We start from the raw sequence: 17,258 nt of genomic DNA, 5'->3' as shown, positions 1-17,258 counted from the left end.
CTTGCCGTCGGCCTGCTCGTGTGCGCTGGAGCGTGGGCCGTCGGCGGGGCCGATCGACCGTGGTGGTTGTCGGTTCCGCTGTCCGTCATGGGCTGGCTCGGAGCGATGTCGCTGCTGGGCGGGCTCGTGGGACTGATCGCGATCGCCTGGGCGCGGCTTCGTTGGTGGACGCCGCGGCCCGAGGTGTTCTACCGCGTCGAGGCCAGCCGACTCCGGCACGTCCGCGCCCATCGGCGGGAGTACGTGCTGGGCGAGCTCGGCCTCACGGGCGACGCGGCGCGCAGTGCGATCGACGAGCACCTGGACGACTACCGGAGCAAGCCGATCGCCCGGCACGATGCCCAGATCATCGCCTGGATCGTGCGGCGGTGCGGTGGGCAGGCGCGAGCCGTGCCGGACGTCGAGCGCACGGACGAGCTCGCCATCGGCTGACCGGCATCAGCCGATGATCTCGTCCTCGTCGACGGGCGGCTGCTGAGAGCCCTCGCGCAGGTCGCCGGCCTGGACACCCAGGATCGACTGCTCGTCGGGCCGGTTGGGCAGGATGTTCTTCACGTAGCTCTTCGCGGCCTCCTTCATCGGGACGTCGCGGTTCTGCTGCTCCGAGAGGTACCAGCGGTGGTCGAGCAGCTCGTGGAAGATCTGCGCGGGCTCGAGCTTGCCGCGCAGCTCGCGCGGGACGCGGCGGACGGCGGGCTCGAAGACGCCGGTGAGCCAGTCGTGCGCGACGAAGGACTCGTCCTCGGCCTGCCGGTCGGTCGCGGCCCGGTACTCGTCGAGGTCGTTGAGCAGGCGGCGGGCCTGGTTCTCGCCCACGTCGAGGCCGGTCAGACGCATGAGCCGGCGCGAGTGGTGCCCGGCGTCGACGACCTTGGGCTGGATGCGCACCGTGGTGCCGTCGACGTCCGTGGTGATGTCGAGCTCACCCACGTCGAAGCCGAGGTCGTTGAGGCGGTCGATGCGGGCCTGCACCCGCCAGCGGTCGCCGTACCCGAACGACTCGACCTCGGTGAGGGCGCGCCACAGGTCGGTGTACCGCTCGGCGAGCGCGTTGCCGATCGCGACGGCGTCGACGTCGGCCTCGAGGAACTCGCCGGCCTGCAGGTCCATGAGCTCGCCGATGATGTTCACGCGCGCGACCTCGAGGTCGTACGCGCGCTGGCCCTCGGACAGCTCGTCGTGCAGGTCACCCGTCTCGGCGTCCACGAGGTAGGCCTCGAACGTCTCGGCGTCACGGCGGAACAACGTGTTCGACAGCGACACGTCGCCCCAGTAGAAGCCCGCCAGGTGCAGGCGCACGAGAAGCACGGCGAGTGCGTCGATGAGGCGCGTGGCGGTGTCCGGGCGCAGCGACTGGCTGAACAGCGCGCGGTACGGCAGCGAGAACTGCAGGTGCTTGGTGATGAGCACAGCCTCGAGCGGCTCGCCCTCGGGGCTGCGTCGGCCGGTGATGACCCCGACGGGCTCGACGGACGGCACGTCGATGCGTTCGAGCTGGCGCAGCAGCTCGTACTCGCGGTGCGCGACGGTCTCGCCGATCTCCTTGATCGCGACGACCCGTCCCGACAGGCGCGCGAACCGCACGATGTGCCGGCTGATGCCGCGGGGGAGGGCGGCGAGCGTCTCGGCCGGCCAGTCCTCGAGCGGGATGTGCCAGGGCAGGTCCAGCAGTGCAGGATCCGGCCGCGCTGCCGTGATCTGCAATCGCTGGGGTGTGGGGCTCATGGGGTCATCCTCGCAGGCCCGTCTGACGCGGGCACGGCATCGCTGGGGACAGCACGACGGCGGGCCCGGAAACCCGAGCCCGCCGTCGTGTGCGTGGTGCGGTGGATCAGAAGCGCTCGCCCGAGCCGGCGTGGAACAGGTGCTGCTCGCCGTTGCGGATCCGGATGCCGATGGTCTCGCCCTTGGCGGGGACCTGACGGGGGTCGACGCGCACGATGACCTGCGCGTCGCCAGCGCCCGAGTGGACGGACGACGCAGCGCCGAACTCGTTGGTCAGCGAGCCGTAGACGAAGGCGTCGGAGCCGAGCTCCTCGACGAGGTTCACGATCACGGGGATCGCGTGCGGGTCGGTGGCGGGGATGACGTCCACGGCCTCCGGGCGGAAGCCCATCGTCACGTGGTTGCGGTCCTCCTCGGTGAACTGGTCGATGACCGAGCGCTCGACCGGGAGGCGCGTGCGACCGAGGGCCGCGTGACCGTCGAGGACCGGGAAGGTCGCGATGTTCATGGCCGGCGAGCCGATGAAGCCGGCGACGAACACGTTCTGCGGGGTGTCGTACATCTCGCGCGGCGTGCCGACCTGCTGCAGGATGCCGTCCTTGAGGACAGCGATGCGGTCGCCCATCGTCAGGGCCTCGGTCTGGTCGTGCGTGACGTAGACCGTGGTGACGCCGAGCCGGCGCTGCAGCGACGCGATCTGCGTACGCGTCTGGACGCGGAGCTTGGCGTCGAGGTTCGACAGCGGCTCGTCCATGAGGAACACCTGGGGCTCACGCACGATGGCGCGGCCCATCGCGACGCGCTGGCGCTGGCCACCCGAGAGGGCCTTCGGCTTGCGGTCGAGGTACTGGGTGAGGTCGAGGATCTTGGCGGCCTCCTCGACACGCTGGCGGATGTCCGCCTTCGGCGTGCCGGCGATCTTCAGCGCGAAGCCCATGTTGTCGGCGACCGACATGTGCGGGTACAGCGCGTAGTTCTGGAAGACCATCGCGATGTCGCGGTCCTTCGGCTGGACGTCCGTGACGTCGCGGTCGCCGATGAGGATGCGGCCGGCGTTGACGTCCTCGAGGCCCGCGAGCATGCGCAGGGAGGTCGACTTGCCGCAGCCGGAGGGGCCGACGAGGACGAGGAACTCGCCGTCCTCGACGTGCAGGTTGAGCGCGTCCACGGCGGGGCGCTCCGTGCCGGGGTAGACCCGGGTGGCGTTGTCGAACGTGACTGTGGCCATGGTGGAACCAGTCCCTTCACCGGCAGGTACGTGCCGGACGATCCGTTGTGAAAGGTGTCGAGTGTCTTCACTGACACAGATCGAGGCGGGCCACGAAGGCCCCCCTCGGTCTGGTGCCATGATGCCACACCCCGCACGCGGTCGTGGTCACGGTGGGGTATCGATGCTGGTCAGGCCGCTTCGATTCAACCGATGACGGCGGCGCTCCGGTCGTCGTCGGTCCCCGAGTACACCGAGAGCATCCCGAGACCGGTGCTGATCGACGCGTCCTGGGTCAGACCGGTCAGGTCGCGGTCGGGGAGGGTGGTGCCGTCGTCGAGGGCGAAAGCGCGCAGGCTGGTGGTGGCGTCGACGTAGACCGCGCGCCCGTCGGTCATGGGCCAGCCGCCGACGTTCGTCGGCCGGGCCCAGCGGATCTCGCCGGTGCGCGCGTCGAGCGCGACGACCGAGGTGGTGGACGCGGGCGTGACGCCGAAGCCGTCCGAGGCGGTGAGGTACACGACGCCGTCGAGGACCAGGTCGCCACCCAGCGGCGTGCCGGGCTGCGACCACAGGGGCCGGCCCGACGAGGCGTCGCGCGCGACGAGCGAGCCGGGGCGCTCCATCGTGAGGACGACGTCGTCCGCCGAGCCGTCGTCGACCATCGCGTAGACCGGCCCACCCTCGACGGCGCGGGTCGTCCCGTCGGCGAAGAACAGCGTCGTGTCGGCGGTGTCGGGGCCCAGGTTCCAGGGGGTGCTGCGGATCAGGCCGCGCGGCCCGAGCTCGATCGACGTCTCGGACGGGATCTCGAGCTCGTCGATGACGGCGCCGTCGCGCAGGCGCCAGACCGCACCCTGGTCGGTGAACGCGGTGTAGCCGTCGACCGCCTGGACGCCGATGTCGTAGCCCGGGGCGTCGTCGGTTCCGGGTGGCGCCGCGACGCTGCCCAGCTCCTGCCGGGCCCTGCGCTGACCCGCGGTGTCGAACGTCGTCAGCGTCCAGGTGACGACGTCGCCCGCGGTGCGCGACGACGCGGTCTGGACCTCCCCGTCGCCGGCCGTCCACGTGCGCAGCGGCGTCACCCAGGTCGCGACCAGCTCGCCCGTGCCGGCGTCGACCACGACGAGCTGGGTGCTCATGTTCTCGGCCGGGATCCAGTTCGGTCCGATGGGGCCGACGGCGCACACCGCCAGGTCGTCCGCTCCCGCGGGGACGCAGAAGGACTGCGTGCCCCCGTCGGTGCGCGCGTCGTCGTCCACCGGAACGGCCGTCGTCCACACGGCCGCCCCCGACGCCCGGTCGATCTCCCGGACCGTGAAGACCTCGTCGGACGTCGTCACGGCCACCAGGTGCCGGCCGACCTGCGTCGCACCGTCCAGCTCGGTCCCGTCGGCCTTCGTGGTCCACAGCGCCGAGGGGCGCTGAGGCAGGGGGAGCAGCACGCCCGGGACGTCGTCGAACCGGGTCTCGTGCCGGACGTGCCGGGCGTCGAGCGCGACCTGGCCCCCGACCAGAAGACCGACGACGGCCACGAGACCGCCCGTCGCCCATGCCCAGCGCCGGCGCGAGGGGCGTGGCCCGGCGGGCGCGACGTCGAGCGGCCCGTCCTCGACCAGCTCGACCTGCTGCAGCCCCGCCATGGCGCCCGACCCTAGCCTCAGCCCAGGATCGGAGCGGGGTCGCCGACGTACACGCTGAGCACGCCGTAGGACGCGCTGGGCGAGTCGCCGCCGTACTCGTCGGGCAGGACCCGGTCCGGGAGGCGGTGCCCGTCGGACACCGCGTACGCGCGCAGCCGCCCGGGCACCGGGACGTAGACGTTGGCCCCGTCGGTGCTGAGCGCGACGGCCGGGTCCATGACCGAGCGGGTGCGCCACACGACGTGGCCGTCGCCCGCGTCGACGGCGACGAGGTCGTCGCCGCTGCGCACGACGACCCGCCCGGCCAGCACGAGCGCCTGTGCGCCGGCCTGCGGCACCTCCCACCGGACCACGCCGGTGCGCGGGTCCCGGGCCTGGAGCGTCGGGCCCTTCCAGGCGCGGACGAGCACGAGGTTCGAGGCGGTGCCGTCGTCGACGGGGAGGTCGACCTGCTGGGCGGCCACGTCGACGATGCTGCCGTCGGTGAGGACGAGCTGCGAGGCGGTCGCCGACGTCGCCTCGCCGAGCGCGAGCTGCGCCACGCCGGACCGGTCGAGCGTCGCGGTCCAGCTGGCCTTCACGCGGACGGTCGTCGTCAGCGCCCCCTCGTCGACCACCCAGACGTGACCCTGGTCCATCAGGACGACCCGGCCGAGCGTCCCTTCGAGCGACGAGAAGAAGAACCCGCCGGTGAGGAACCCGTTCGCGTCGGTGTCCGGGGGCTCGACCGGCACCGTGGGCAGCACGAGCGACCACGTCGGTGCGCCGCTCGTGGCGTCGATCGTCCGCAGCGACCACGTGACGTCGTCGCCGTCCCGCTCGGAGGTGGCCGTGACGATCTTGTCGCCCGCGACGGCCCACGCGGCCAGGGTGGTGTCGGTGGTCGAGACGACCTCACCCGTCGCCGCGACGAGCACGACGATCCGCACGTCCGTGGACTCGGTCGGGAGCAGGCCGGTGGCTTGTTCCGCGCCGATCGCGCACGCAGCGAACGTCGGAGGGCCACCGGTGACGGAGACGCCGCGGCACTCGACGCCGGTGGTGGAGCCCGCGGGCCTCGTCCCGGTCACGCTCCACCCGGGTTCGCCCGTGTGCCGGTCGACCTCGTGGATCTCGTAGGTCGAGCCGTCGTCGGCCGTGCTGCCCGCGAGCAGGTGCGGGCCGACGGCGGAGCCGCCGACGTAGGCGTTCGCCCGGGTCGGCGCCGTCCAGAGGACGTGGAGCTGCTCGGGCACGGGCAGGAGCACGTCGGACGCCTGCGCCACGCGGTCCTGCGCGGACTGCTCGCGATGGTTCACCACGAGCTGCCACGTCACGAGCACGGCGGCGACGGCGACCACGGCGCCGGCGACCCACGGCCACCGCCGCCGGTGGCGCCGGGGCGGGTCGGCCCCCGGCGTGCCGTCGTCCAGCTCGACCGTCCGCATGTCCCCCATGCGCGGGATCGTAGACCTGCCGCTCAGCCGACGACCTGGACCGTGCGGTCGTCGGAGGCAGCGAGCATGCCGAGGCGTGCGTCCAGCGGCGAGTAGCCGCCGTCCTCGTGCGGGACCAGGTCGGTGACGTCGCGTGCCGGCAGGGCGCTGCCGTCGTCGAGCGCGAAGCCCTGCAACGACGTCTCGCCGCTCGCCCAGACCCCACGGCCATCGGTCACGAGCGACGGAGCAGAGGAGGACGGCTCGCGCCAGAGGACGTCGCCCGTGCGGAGGTCGAACGCACCGAGCATCGTGTCCATCCCCAGGTAGGCCCGGCCTCCCAGGACCACCGCCGACGACCCGTTCGTCAGCGTCGACCACAGCACCGCGCCCGTCGTGGCGTCGCGCGCCGAGACCCGTCCGAGCTCCTGGACGAGCAGGACGTCCGAGTCGCTCCCGTCGTCGACCGGCAGGTAGAGGGTCGTACCGGGGATGGAGACCGCACGGCCCGTGCCGGTCACGAGGGTGGAGGTGGAGAGGTCCTCGTAGTCGTGGAGCACCACCGCGCCACGCTCCAGTCGTGGCCAGAGCCCCCGACCGACGTCGAGGGAGGCCGTCACGACTGCGTCGTCGAGCACGAACAGGTGGCCCTGGTCCGCGAGCACCGTCCGCGAGCCCGCGGCCTCCATGTCGGTCGAGAAGTACTGCGACTGCGCGATGACGCCGTCGTCGTCGGCCTCGGGCTCGGGCTGGACGTCCACCGGGGGGAGCGTGCGCGCCCAGGTCTCGTGCCCACGCGGGTCGGTCGCTCGGAGCGTCCACGTCACCGTGGTGCCCGTGGTCACCGGCCGGGCGGTGACGAGGCGGCCGCCGGCGGCGTCCCACTGGGCCCACCGGCCGACGACGGACCCGCGGTTCGACCCGTCCGCGGCGTCCAGCGTGACGATCTGCCCCTGCTCCGCGTCGATGCCCTCCACGCCGCCGCTGTCCTGGCCCAGCGCGCAGGCGACGAGCGACGAGTGGCCCTCGTCGAGCGGTCGGCACACGGCGTAGGCCTCGGTGCCCAGGTCGACCGATGGGTCGACCGTGCCTCGTGCGCTCCAGACCGTCGCCCCGGTCGCCCGGTCGATCTGCCGGATCCGGTACTCCCTGGTCGCCGCGGAGACCGTGCCCGCGACGAGGCGGGAACCGACCTCGGTCGCACCGTCCATCTCCGAGCCGTAGGGCTGGTAGGTCCAGAGCTTGGCCGGGTGCTCGGGGATGGGCGGCACCACGCCGGCGACGTCGTCGAACCGCGCGAGGTGCGCGGCGTGCCGCGCATCGGCCCACGCCTGCCCGCCGACGAGCAGCCCCGCCACGGCGACCGCCGCAGCGACCAGCCACCACCAGCGCCGTCGCCGCACCGGCGGCGTCCCCTCGCCGGCGACGTCCTCCTCGACCAGCTCCACGTCCCGCAGTGCCCCCATGCCGCCGAAGCGTAGGGGACTCAGCCCACCGCGGTGACGGAACCGTCCAGCCCCCACGCGACGACGTGCCGCGTGCCGGGCGCGAAGCCGACCGACGCGAGCCCGCTGAGCTCGTCGGCCAGGTCCGAGCTCCACGCCGGGTGGCCGTCGTGCCGGGAGTAGGCGACGACGGTCGTCGGGGGCGCGACGACCACGAGGTCGTCGCCGTCGGTGCTCATCTGGTCCACGGCGTGGCCGACGTCTCGCCGCCAGCGCACGTCACCGCTCGCGGGGTCGAGCGCGATGATGCTGTCGGACGTGCCGATGTAGAGCGTGCCCTCGACGAGCAGCGACGTGAGCGCGTTCTCGCGGAGCGTCCACCGCTGCGTGCCGGTAGCCGCCGAGCGGCCGACGAGCCACGTGCCGTCGGCGCGGGTGTCGAGCGTGAACAGGGCGTCGGGTGCGGTGCCGTCGTCGGGGAAGACGTAGACCGGCTGCTCGCTGATCGGGACGGTCGCGTGGTCGGGCAGGAGGGCGACCCCGTCGGCCCCACCGCTGGAGAACGAGCGGCCCAGCGACGTCCCGGCCCGGAGCGTGACCCACCAGGTGCCGTCCGTCGTCGTGCGGTCGACCAGCGCCCTGCCCGTGCTGTCGAGCAGCCAGAGGTGGCCGCCGAGCGAGACGAGCACGTTGCCCGTGCCCTCGTCGAGCAGCTGCGGCTGGGAGAAGTCGGCGTGGGTGCGGGGGATGGGCGGCGTGAAGGTCCAGCGCGGCTCGCCCGACGACGGGTCGAGCGACTGGACCCGCCACACGCCCGTGTCCGGGCTCTCGGCGACGACGAGCTGGTCGGCGGTGACCAGCACCGTCGAGTCGCCGCGCACGCGGCGGCTCGTGAGGATCTCGCCCGTGCGCGGCTCGACGGTCCAGACCGTCCGCGACGACAGCGCGATCGAGGCCGCCGGCGCGTCCGGCCCTGCTGTGCACACGGCCAGGTCGCGGCCGCCGTCGTCCCGCACCGGGTTGCACCAGGACCACAGGGTCTCGTCGACAGGCACGTCCACCGGCGTGCGCCACAGCACCTCGCCGCTCACCGCGTCGACGCCGTGCAGGTCGAAGCCGTCGCCCGACGACGTCCCGCCGAGCAGGACGCCGTCCGCGGCACCGCCGTAGGTCACGGCGGCCTCGGTCTGCTCGAGCCGCCACAGCGCGCGCAGGGAGCCGTCGGCGGGGGCGAGGACGCCGGGCACCAGCTCGAGCTTCGCGGCGCGCTCGTCGGCTGCGGCGTCGCTGCGGTGCTGGACGGCCACGGCTCCGCCCACGACGAGCGCCGCGGCGACCCCCACCGCCCACCACGTCCGTGCGCGGCGCGGTCGCGACGGGCCGGCGTCCTCGTCGGGTGGCACGTCTCCCTCGAGCAGCTCCACGTCGTGCATCGCGGACCGGCTCATCGCAGGGCCACCACCGCTCCGTCGGGCAGGGAGGCCAGCAGGAACCGCGTCGCGCCGAAGAAGCCCACGGATCCGAGCGTCTCGGTGTGCAGCACGTCGCGCAGGTCCACGGACCAGGCGCGCGTGCCGTCGTGCATCGCGTACGCGTCCACCTCGGAGGACCCGTCGGTCGCGGCGAGGTAGCGCCCGTCGGTCGAGAGCTGGGCGACGGGGTGGTCGACGGAGCGGCGCCACCGCTGGTCGCCGCTGCCCGCGTCGAGGGCGACGAGCGCGTCGGCCGTCCCGGCGTACAGGGTGCCGGCGACCAGCACGGCGGAGGTCGGCGCGACTCGCGAGCGCCACACGACCGAGCCGTCGACCGCGGATCTGGCGACCAGGCTCCCGCCGTCCGCGCGGTCGGTCGTGAAGAACAGGTCCGGGTCCGAGCCGTCGTCGGGGAACACGGCGAGCTCGCCCTCGGTGCTCGCGAACCGGGTGCCGTCGGCGAGCACCACGGTGCTGCGGTAGCCCTCGTCGCCCTGCTCGGTGAACCCCATCGCGGCGCCCGCACGCAGGCCCGTCCACCACGCCTCGTCCCCGTCCGCGACCGAGGCGACCAGCTGTCCGTCCCCGTCGATCGACCACATGTGGCCCGGCACGACGAGCAGGACGCCGTCCTGCACGGGGGTCAGCTGGGGCGAGTCCAGGACGTGCGCGCCGCCCGGGACCCGCTCCGACGTGTACGTCCAGGCCGGTTCGCCCGACACGGGGTCGACGGCCTGGACCTGCCAGTGGTCGTCGTCGGCCGGCTCGGCGACGAGCAGGTGGCCGTCGAGCGCAGCGATCTGGGCGGTCATCGGCAGCGTTCGCTGGGTCAGCACGCCACCGGTGCGCGGCTGGACGACCCACAGCACGCGGTCCGGCGCGGTGACCTCCCAGAGGCCCGAGTTGTTGCCGGCCGTGCACACCGCGACGGCGCTCGCTCCCGTGCCGACGGGCAGGCACCACGCCCACGCGTTCGGGCCGGGGTCGGGGGTGACCGGGGTGGTCCAGACCTGGCCGCCGGTCGTCACGTCGGTGCCGCGCAGGACGAACCCGCCCTGCTGGGACGCCCCCGAGACGAGCACGCCGTCGGCCGGGCCGCTCCAGATCGCGCTCGAGTGCGCGAAGTCGAGCTGCCAGGCGACCTCGAGGGTCCCGTCGAGCGGAGCCAGGACGCCCGGGACGGTCGCGAGGGCTGCCACCCGGGCCCGGTCGTGCGCGGCCGACGACGTCTGGACGGTGACGACGACGGCGACGACGACGGCCGCGGCCGCCGCCCCCCAGCCGGCGTGCCGGCGGAGCCAGGACGGGCGGGGCGCAGGCTCGTCGACGAGCGGCGCGTCCGCCTCGACGAGCTCCACCGACCGCATCGTCGACATGCTCCGACGGTAGTCCCGGGAACGCGCGAGCGCCGGGTGCCCAGGGGGCTACCCGGCGCTCGCAGGGGGTGATTCTGGGGCGGTCAGGCCCGACGGCGGCGAGCCACGACGAGCAGCCCAGCGCCGACCAGCAGCAGGAGCGCACCGAGACCGAGCATCGGCGCCACGTTCGAGCCGGTCACCGCGAGCGCGTCGCCCGGGTCCGCCGCGACGACGACCGTCAGGGCGACCTTCTGCACGTGGACGTCGCCGAGCGCGTCCGTCGCCGTGACGACGAGCATGTGCGAGCCGGCGGTGGCGTCCTTCGGGATCGTCACCGCGGCGACCGCGATGCCGTCCTCGTCGGCCGTGGCCGAGCCGAGGTCGGTGGGCGTCGAGTGCAGCTCGAAGCCCACCTTCGTCCCCGGGAGCAGGCCCGCTGCGGCGGCGTGGAGCGTGTCGCCCGGGTGGATCGTGGTGACGGGATTGCCCGCGTCGTCGAGCAGCGCGGCGTCGAAGGTGCTCGGCGCGACGGTGAAGTGGCGGACCTTCGAGGCGCTGTAGAACGTCGGCTCGGTCGCCTCGATGATCGCCTGGACCGTGTGGTCGCCGGGCGTCGTCGGTGCGGCGAACGTCAGCACGGCCGTCTCGTCGTCGGCCGCGTCGGCGTCGATGTCCCGCGGGTCGACGACGTCGCCGTCGACGCGCAGCGTGAGCTGGCCCTGGTCGAGCATGTCGACGATGTCGTCCACGCTCGCGGCCACGAGGTCCTCGTCGAACCAGGTGATCGTGACCTTGACCGCGTTGTCGACGCCGTCGCCCGCGCGGTAGGGGCCGGGGTCGACCTGCAGGTCGATGGGCATCTTGACGCCCGGGACGGTCACGGTCTTCGACGTGCTGGCCAGGTCGCCGGACGAGCCGAACGGGGACTCGGCGACGAGCCGGACCTCGACGGCGTGGTCGGCCGCGATGTCCTCGTCGACGAGCGCGAAGAGCAGGGGCGTGACGAGGGCGATCTCGACGGTGCCGTCGGCTCCGACCTCACCCTCCTCGTCGAACCCGACGACCCACTCGCCGTCGACCTTGACCTCGGCGTGCACCGTCGCGCCCGGCAGCTGGCCGGTCGCGCGGGCGAACACCTCGGGCGAGGCGAGCGGCGAGGTGGCCGGACGGCCCTTCGCGTCGACGATCGTCCACGGCAGGGTCGCGGGCAGCACGGTGAAGGCGGCCGTGCCCGCGGTCGAGGCGAGGTCCGCGTCGTCCGCGCCGAAGGACGCGGAGACCTGGTGCACGCCGACGCTCGTGGCCGGGACCGTGAGGGTCGCCGTGGCCGTGGTGCCGTCGACCGTGGCCGGGACGGGAGCGCCCGACTTCTTGCCGTCGACGAGGAGCTGGACCGTGCCGCCGGCGAGGTCGGTCTCACCGTGGGCCGTGATCGTGACCTTCGCCGTCGTCGCCTTGCCTGCGACGGCGTGGTCGGAGCCGAGCGCGATGGTCGCCGTCGTGGTCGCCGAGGGCTCGTCCCACGTGATCGTGATCGAGCCGTCGCCGGAGTGGAGCGCCGTGGTCGCCTCGGGCGTGATCCCGGCCGCTGCGTACCCCGAGCCGCCGCCTGCTCCGCCGGTGACCGTCGCGACGAGGCCGCCTCCGCCGCCGCCGAGGTACCCGCCGCCGCCGTTGCCGGCGCCGGTCGCACCGATGCCTCCGACGCCGAAGGCGGTCGTGGTCGCCGGGCCGGTCGCGGCCGTCGCGCCGTCGCCGGCCGTCCCCACCGCCGTCGTCGTCGCGCCGCCGCCCGCGGCCGGTCCGGTGCCGGGAGCGCCCGCGAGCGACTGCCCGCCGCCACCGTTGCCGCCCTGGCCGCCGTCACCCGCACCGCCGCCTCCGCCGGCCACGAGGAGCAGGCCGTCGGCGTCGGCGAGGAACGTGCCGCCCCCGCCACCGCTGGTCGTGCCGTCGCTGCCCCCGCCGTAGCCGCCGCCGTCGCCCTTGGCGCCGACGCGGAGGGTGAGGGTCTCGCCCGGGGTCACGGCCAGGTCGGCCGCGACGACGCCGCCGCGGCCGCCGGACCCGTCGGTGCCCGCGCCCGAGCCGCCGGCCAGGACCGCGTGCACGGACGTGACGTCCGCGGGGACCGTCCACGTGCCCGGCCCGTTGCGGTAGCCGTCGGTGTACGTGCAGGTGCCGTCGGCGCAGGGCGCGACGGCTCCCGCCGCCGGGGCCACCGCCGCGCCCGCGGCGAGCGTGGCGAGGGTCGCGGTGATCGCGAGAAGACGCCGCATCGGGCGAGGGGTGGTGACAGGCACAGGTGCTCCAGGGTCGAGATCGTGTGCGCACTCTTCCACACGCACGAGGCCCCGCAGGCCGGAATCACGCGCCAGCCGGGCTCGCCCCGGGCGATGCGTCCGAAAGGTCCGAAGTGCCGCTCAGGCGAGAGCGGAGAGGGCCTCGACGAGCTCGTCGGGCGAGTCCACGCGGTGGCGCGCGATCGTCTCGCCCGGGCCCACCTTGATCGCCACGTCGCCCCCGCGCAGCACCTCGAACGCGCGCTCGTCGGTGGTGTCGTCACCCGCGAACACGACGGCGTGCGCGCCGAGCTCGTCGCGCAGCGCGGCCAGGGCCTCGCCCTTGCTCGCGTGCAGCACGGAGATCTCGACCACGTCCTTGCCGTGCAGCACGCCGGAGCCGAGCTCGGCGCCCAGCGCGAGCGCCGCGGCCTCCGCCTCGTGCCGGTCCTCGTCCTGCGCGAGCCGCGTGTGCACCACGACGGCGGTCGGCTTGGTCTCCACCCACACGCCGTCCTTGCCGCGCACGATGCCGGCGGCGCGGGCACCGAGAGCGGCGAGCCGGTCGGCCTCGTCGTCGGTCAGCTGCACCACGTCGCGGTCGAGCCCGAACCGGGTGACCCGCGCACGCTCGGCGCCGTGGCTGCCGATCAGGTACGTCCCGGCGGGGACCTCGGCGAGAGCGTGCAGGTCGTGCAGCGCGCGGCCCGAGACGAGCGCGAGCGACACCTCCGGCTGCGCGGCGACCCGGGCCAGGACGTCCACGCCCGCGGGGATGATCCGCGAGGCGCTCGGGTCGTCCTGGAGCGGGGCGAGCGTGCCGTCGAAGTCGAGCGCGACGAGCAGCGGCCGGTCGGTGGCCGCGATGGCGGTGGTGAGGTCAGACATGTCCACCTCGTCCTTCCCGGTTCGGGACCGCCGTCAGCACCGCGAGGAACTCCTGCGACCAGGCGTTCACGTCGTGGCCGAGCACGCGGCGGCGCAGACGGCGCATGCGCTTGCGGGACTCACGGGGGTCGATGTGCACGGCGTAGGTGATCGCGTCCTTCATGCCGTCGATGTCGTGCGGGTTGACGAGGATCGCGCCGGTCAGCTCGTCGGCCGCACCTGTGAACTCGGACAGCACCAGCGCGCCTCGGTCGTCGGACCGGGCGGCGACGTACTCCTTGGCCACGAGGTTCATGCCGTCACGCAGGGCGGTGACGAGCATGACGTCGGCCGCCAGGTACAGGGCCGCCATCTCCTCCATGGGGAACGACTGGTGCAGGTACTGCACGGGCGCGTGGCCCACCTGGCCGTAGTCGCCGTTGATCCGGCCGACCAGCTGCTCGACCTCGTCGCGCAGCTGGGCGTAGGCGTCCACGTTCTCGCGGCTCGGGCTGGCCACCTGGACCAGGGTCGTCGACGTCGCCGAGAGCCGGCCGTCGTGCAGGAGCTCGCCGTACGCCTTGATCCGGTGGCGGATCCCCTTGGTGTAGTCGAGCCGGTCGACGCCGAGCAGGAGCACCTCGGGGTCGCCGAGCTCGGTGCGGATCTGCTTGGCGCGGGCCTGCACCTCGGGGGTGCGCGCCAGCTCGTCGAACGCGCCCGAGTCGATCGAGATCGGGAAGGCGGCCGCACGCACGTGCCGCTCGACCTTGCCGTGCTTGGACAGCGTGATGACCTGCCCGCGCGTGGTCAGGCCGGTGAGGCGGCGGACGACGCGGACGAAGTTGGCGGCGTCGCCACCGCGCTGGAAGCCGATGAGGTCCGCGCCGAGCAGGCCCTCGACGACCTGCTTGCGCCACGGGAGCTGGATGAACAGCTCGAGCGGCGGCCACGGGATGTGGTGGAAGTACCCGATCCTCAGGTCCGGCCGCAGGTCGCGCAGCATCTTGGGGACCAGCTGCAGCTGGTAGTCGTGCACCCAGACCGTCGCGCCGTGCGCGGCCTGGCCGGCGGCGGCCTCCGCGAACCGGCGGTTGACCCGCTGGTAGGCCTCCCACCAGGTGCGGTGGAACGTGGGCGGGGAGATGACGTCGTGGTAGAGCGGCCACAGGGTGTCGTTGGAGAAGCCCTCGTAGAACTTCTCGATGTCCTCCGCGGACAGGGTCACGGGGATCAGCTCGGTCCCGTCGACCTCGAACGGCTCGACGTCGTGGTCCGGCGCGCCGGACCAGCCCACCCACGCGCCCTCGGCCTTCGCCATGACGGGGTTGAGGGCGGTCACCAGGCCACCGGGAGAGCGGGTCCAGGTCGGCTCACCGTCCTCGCCGATGGTCACGTCCACGGGCAGACGGTTGGCGACGACGACCAGGTCGTAGCCGCGATCGGGCACAGCGCTCGGCACAGCATCAACTCCTCGGGATCTGGCTCGACCCTAGTCGCGGTTGCCGCGGCACGCCCGGGGGTGAGCGCTCGGATCGCAGGTCGGACGGCTAGCGTGGCTGCGCATGGAGCGGATCGGGCTGGCACCGGGGTCGGAGATCGGCGGGTACACCGTCGTGGCGCCGCTGGGCTCGGGCGGCATGGGGACCGTGTACCGCGCGGTCGACGGGGGCGGCAGCACCGTCGCGCTCAAGCTGCTGCACCCGCACATCGGTGCCGACGCCGCCGGTCGCGAGCGCCTGCGTCGTGAGGTCGCCGCGCTGCAGCGCCTGCGCCACCCTGCAGTCGCCGCCGTGCTCGACGCGGAGGCGGACTCGACCGAGGCGTTCATCGTCACCGAGCTGGTCGACGGCGAGAACCTCGCCGACCACGTGCGCGAGCGGGGGCCGCTGGACGCCGACGACCTGCTCGCGCTCGCCGCGGGGCTGCTCGACGCGCTGCACGCCGTGCACGGCGCCGGCGTGGTGCACCGCGACCTCAAGCCGTCGAACGTCCTCGTCACCGACGACGGCCCGGTGCTCATCGACTTCGGCATCGCGCAGGCGGCCGACGACGGCGTGCCGCTGACCTCGACGGGCCTCGTCGTGGGCACCCCCGGCTACCTCGCGCCCGAGCTGCTCGACGGCGACGAGCCGTCGCCCGCGAGCGACCTGTGGGGCTGGGCCGCCGTGCTGGTGTTCGCCGCGACCGGGCGGGCGCCGTTCGGGACCCGACCCGTCGAGGCGGTCCTCGCCCGCGCACGGTCCGGCGAGGTGGACGTCGACGGCCTCGGCGCGCTGACCGCCGCGGCCCTCGTCGGCGCGCTGGACCCGGACGTCGACGCGCGCACCTCGCCCGACGACGTCGTGCTCGCGCTGACCACCGTCGCTGCGGAGGGGGACCTGCCGCCCGACGAGGACGGGACCGTGGTGCTCGACGCCGGGATGGCCTCGGCCGTGCCGATGGCCGGGGCGACGACCGTGATCGCGCCCGCCGAGCCGGCGTCCACGCGTGCGCTCGCGCCCGCCGCCCAGGACGGGAACACCGTCGCGATGCCGGCGAGCCTCGTGAAGGTCGCGCCGGACGAGGACGAGGACGACCTGGACGACGACCCCGACGGGGTGGACTGGATCGAGGACGACCTCGACGCGTCCGAGGGTGACGCGGGTGAGGGGTCCGGCTACGAGCGCCCACCGGCGCGGCGGCGCTGGGGCTCGCTGCTCGCGCTCGCGCTCGTCGTCGGCACCGCCGCGGCGCTGTTCCCGCTGGTCACGCTCATCGTCGTCGGGGTGCTCCTGCTCGTGGAGCGGGCGATCGGCTCGACCGTGGAGTCCATGCACACGCGGCGTGAGCGGTCGGGCGTGCGGCGCGGGGACACGGCCCGGGCCGTGGCCACCGGGCCGTGGCACCTCCTGCGCGCAGCGGCGGGGCTGATCCCGGCGCTCATGGTGAGCGCGAGCGTCGTCGTCATCGTCGTCGGCGTGATCTGGTGGCTGTTCTCCGAGGGCACCTGGGTGCTCGGCGACCTGACCACGGGCGACGAGCTGCAGGGCACGGCCGCCTCGATCCTGGTCGGCTCGGTCGCGCTGCTCGGGGTGCTCATCGTGTGGTTCGGGCCGTTGTCGGGGATGACCCGGACCGGTGCCCGGCGGGTGCTCGCCGTCGTCGCGCCCGGACGGCTGGGCGCGGCGATCCTCGTCGTGCTGTGCCTCGTCGTGTCGGTCGTGCTCGTCGCGCTGGTGATGAACGACGTGGAGATCGTGTGGTGGCCGCTCACGCCGCCCACGTACCCGTGACCCGCCGCACACCTTCGACCTCTACCCTGTGCCCATGACCGCGCGACGCCGCCCCGTGGCCGCTGCCGCGCGCCCGGCGTTCGCCGTGGCGCTCGGCGCGCTCGCGCTGCTCGTCGGCACGCTCGCGACGGTGTCCTCGCGGCTGCTGCTGCAGGGGTGCGTGGACGCCCACGGCGCCGCGGGCGTCATGGGCATGCGGCTCGCCGTCCTGCGCCGCGCGGCCGACTGCCCCGACGGCACGCTCGGGGCCGGTCCGACGTCGACGAGCGCGGTCCTGCTGCTCAGCATCGCCCTGCCGATGCTCCTCGCCTACGCGGCGCTCGGGATCGGCGGCTTCGGCGCGCTGACGGTCGTCGCCCGCGTGGGAGCCGTCCTGCGGCAGCTGGTCCGCCGTGCCGTCGCCCGCACCTCGCGCGTGCACGTGGTCGTCGCGCGGCCGCTGAACTTCCCCGGTCATCTCGTGGCCCGTCCCGTGGGACGGGTGCTCGTCGCGGGCATCGCCCGGCGCGGGCCTCCCGTGGCGGCCTGACCCCCCGCCACCCTTCGCCCCACCCGACCCAGGAGCACCC

13 protein-coding genes are annotated in these 17,258 nt (G+C 74.0%); 3 read left to right on the top strand and 10 right to left on the bottom strand.

The window, feature by feature from the left end; translation table 11 throughout:
- The first annotated feature begins 87 nt into the window (after positions 1-87).
- Positions 88-432 (top strand): hypothetical protein, encoded by a 345-nt coding sequence (locus tag EDF34_RS10810; protein WP_148076617.1) that lies wholly within the window; start codon positions 88-90, stop codon positions 430-432.
- 6 nt (positions 433-438) lie between these two features.
- On the opposite strand, the gene EDF34_RS10805 is transcribed toward EDF34_RS10810, so the two are convergent.
- The 10 genes from EDF34_RS10805 to EDF34_RS10760 form a co-directional block, all read right to left on the bottom strand.
- On the bottom strand, positions 439-1,725 hold the full coding sequence (locus EDF34_RS10805; protein WP_123371510.1) for a DUF4032 domain-containing protein: 1,287 nt from the start codon (positions 1,723-1,725) through the stop codon (positions 439-441).
- A gap of 106 nt (positions 1,726-1,831) precedes the next feature.
- Positions 1,832-2,953 carry an ABC transporter ATP-binding protein gene (locus EDF34_RS10800; protein ID WP_123371508.1) on the bottom strand — a complete coding sequence of 374 codons (1,122 nt, stop codon included), beginning with the start codon at positions 2,951-2,953 and terminating at the stop codon, positions 1,832-1,834.
- A 185-nt stretch (positions 2,954-3,138) separates the two neighbouring features.
- Positions 3,139-4,575, bottom strand: coding sequence for a PQQ-binding-like beta-propeller repeat protein (locus EDF34_RS10795; RefSeq protein WP_123371507.1), 1,437 nt, complete (start codon positions 4,573-4,575; stop codon positions 3,139-3,141).
- 17 nt (positions 4,576-4,592) lie between these two features.
- The gene (locus EDF34_RS10790; protein WP_123371505.1) at positions 4,593-6,011 is read right to left on the bottom strand and encodes a PQQ-binding-like beta-propeller repeat protein; all 1,419 of its coding nucleotides are present in this window, start codon (positions 6,009-6,011) and stop codon (positions 4,593-4,595) included.
- 23 nt (positions 6,012-6,034) lie between these two features.
- On the bottom strand, positions 6,035-7,456 hold the full coding sequence (locus EDF34_RS10785; RefSeq protein WP_123371503.1) for a PQQ-binding-like beta-propeller repeat protein: 1,422 nt from the start codon (positions 7,454-7,456) through the stop codon (positions 6,035-6,037).
- A 20-nt stretch (positions 7,457-7,476) separates the two neighbouring features.
- Entirely contained in the window at positions 7,477-8,883 is a 1,407-nt protein-coding gene (locus tag EDF34_RS10780; protein ID WP_123371501.1) for a PQQ-binding-like beta-propeller repeat protein, read from the bottom strand.
- Complete coding sequence (locus tag EDF34_RS17690) at positions 8,880-10,283, bottom strand: PQQ-binding-like beta-propeller repeat protein (RefSeq protein ID WP_123371499.1); 1,404 nt, start codon at positions 10,281-10,283, stop codon at positions 8,880-8,882. Before EDF34_RS17690 ends, EDF34_RS10780 begins: the two co-directional genes overlap by 4 nt.
- Before the next feature lie 83 nt (positions 10,284-10,366).
- Positions 10,367-12,544 carry an Ig-like domain-containing protein gene (locus EDF34_RS10770; RefSeq protein WP_123371498.1) on the bottom strand — a complete coding sequence of 726 codons (2,178 nt, stop codon included), beginning with the start codon at positions 12,542-12,544 and terminating at the stop codon, positions 10,367-10,369.
- Positions 12,545-12,688: 144 nt separating this feature from the next.
- Complete coding sequence (gene otsB / locus EDF34_RS10765) at positions 12,689-13,435, bottom strand: trehalose-phosphatase (RefSeq protein ID WP_123371496.1); 747 nt, start codon at positions 13,433-13,435, stop codon at positions 12,689-12,691.
- Positions 13,428-14,876 (bottom strand): trehalose-6-phosphate synthase, encoded by a 1,449-nt coding sequence (locus EDF34_RS10760; protein ID WP_123371495.1) that lies wholly within the window; start codon positions 14,874-14,876, stop codon positions 13,428-13,430. Before EDF34_RS10760 ends, otsB begins: the two co-directional genes overlap by 8 nt.
- Before the next feature lie 103 nt (positions 14,877-14,979).
- Here EDF34_RS10760 and EDF34_RS10755 point away from each other — a divergent pair, with 103 nt between their 5' ends.
- Both EDF34_RS10755 and EDF34_RS10750 read left to right on the top strand, forming a co-directional pair.
- On the top strand, positions 14,980-16,689 hold the full coding sequence (locus EDF34_RS10755) for a serine/threonine-protein kinase (protein ID WP_123371493.1): 1,710 nt from the start codon (positions 14,980-14,982) through the stop codon (positions 16,687-16,689).
- Positions 16,690-16,723: 34 nt separating this feature from the next.
- Entirely contained in the window at positions 16,724-17,218 is a 495-nt protein-coding gene (locus EDF34_RS10750; protein ID WP_148076616.1) for a hypothetical protein, read from the top strand.
- The last annotated feature ends 40 nt before the right edge of the window (positions 17,219-17,258 follow it).

The organism is Cellulomonas sp. PhB150, from assembly GCF_003755175.1.
GTDB lineage: Bacteria > Actinomycetota > Actinomycetes > Actinomycetales > Cellulomonadaceae > Cellulomonas.
This window is presented reverse-complemented; position numbering and strand designations above follow the sequence as displayed.

Coding starts and splice junctions, on each gene's coding strand:
- EDF34_RS10810 (WP_148076617.1), top strand. CDS start 88: ATGGGCTGGCTCGGAGCGATGTCGCTGCTGGGCGGGCTCGTGGGACTG.
- EDF34_RS10805 (WP_123371510.1), bottom strand. CDS start 1,725: ATGAGCCCCACACCCCAGCGATTGCAGATCACGGCAGCGCGGCCGGAT.
- EDF34_RS10800 (WP_123371508.1), bottom strand. CDS start 2,953: ATGGCCACAGTCACGTTCGACAACGCCACCCGGGTCTACCCCGGCACG.
- EDF34_RS10795 (WP_123371507.1), bottom strand. CDS start 4,575: ATGGCGGGGCTGCAGCAGGTCGAGCTGGTCGAGGACGGGCCGCTCGAC.
- EDF34_RS10790 (WP_123371505.1), bottom strand. CDS start 6,011: ATGGGGGACATGCGGACGGTCGAGCTGGACGACGGCACGCCGGGGGCC.
- EDF34_RS10785 (WP_123371503.1), bottom strand. CDS start 7,456: ATGGGGGCACTGCGGGACGTGGAGCTGGTCGAGGAGGACGTCGCCGGC.
- EDF34_RS10780 (WP_123371501.1), bottom strand. CDS start 8,883: ATGAGCCGGTCCGCGATGCACGACGTGGAGCTGCTCGAGGGAGACGTG.
- EDF34_RS17690 (WP_123371499.1), bottom strand. CDS start 10,283: ATGTCGACGATGCGGTCGGTGGAGCTCGTCGAGGCGGACGCGCCGCTC.
- EDF34_RS10770 (WP_123371498.1), bottom strand. CDS start 12,544: ATGCGGCGTCTTCTCGCGATCACCGCGACCCTCGCCACGCTCGCCGCG.
- otsB (WP_123371496.1), bottom strand. CDS start 13,435: ATGTCTGACCTCACCACCGCCATCGCGGCCACCGACCGGCCGCTGCTC.
- EDF34_RS10755 (WP_123371493.1), top strand. CDS start 14,980: ATGGAGCGGATCGGGCTGGCACCGGGGTCGGAGATCGGCGGGTACACC.
- EDF34_RS10750 (WP_148076616.1), top strand. CDS start 16,724: ATGACCGCGCGACGCCGCCCCGTGGCCGCTGCCGCGCGCCCGGCGTTC.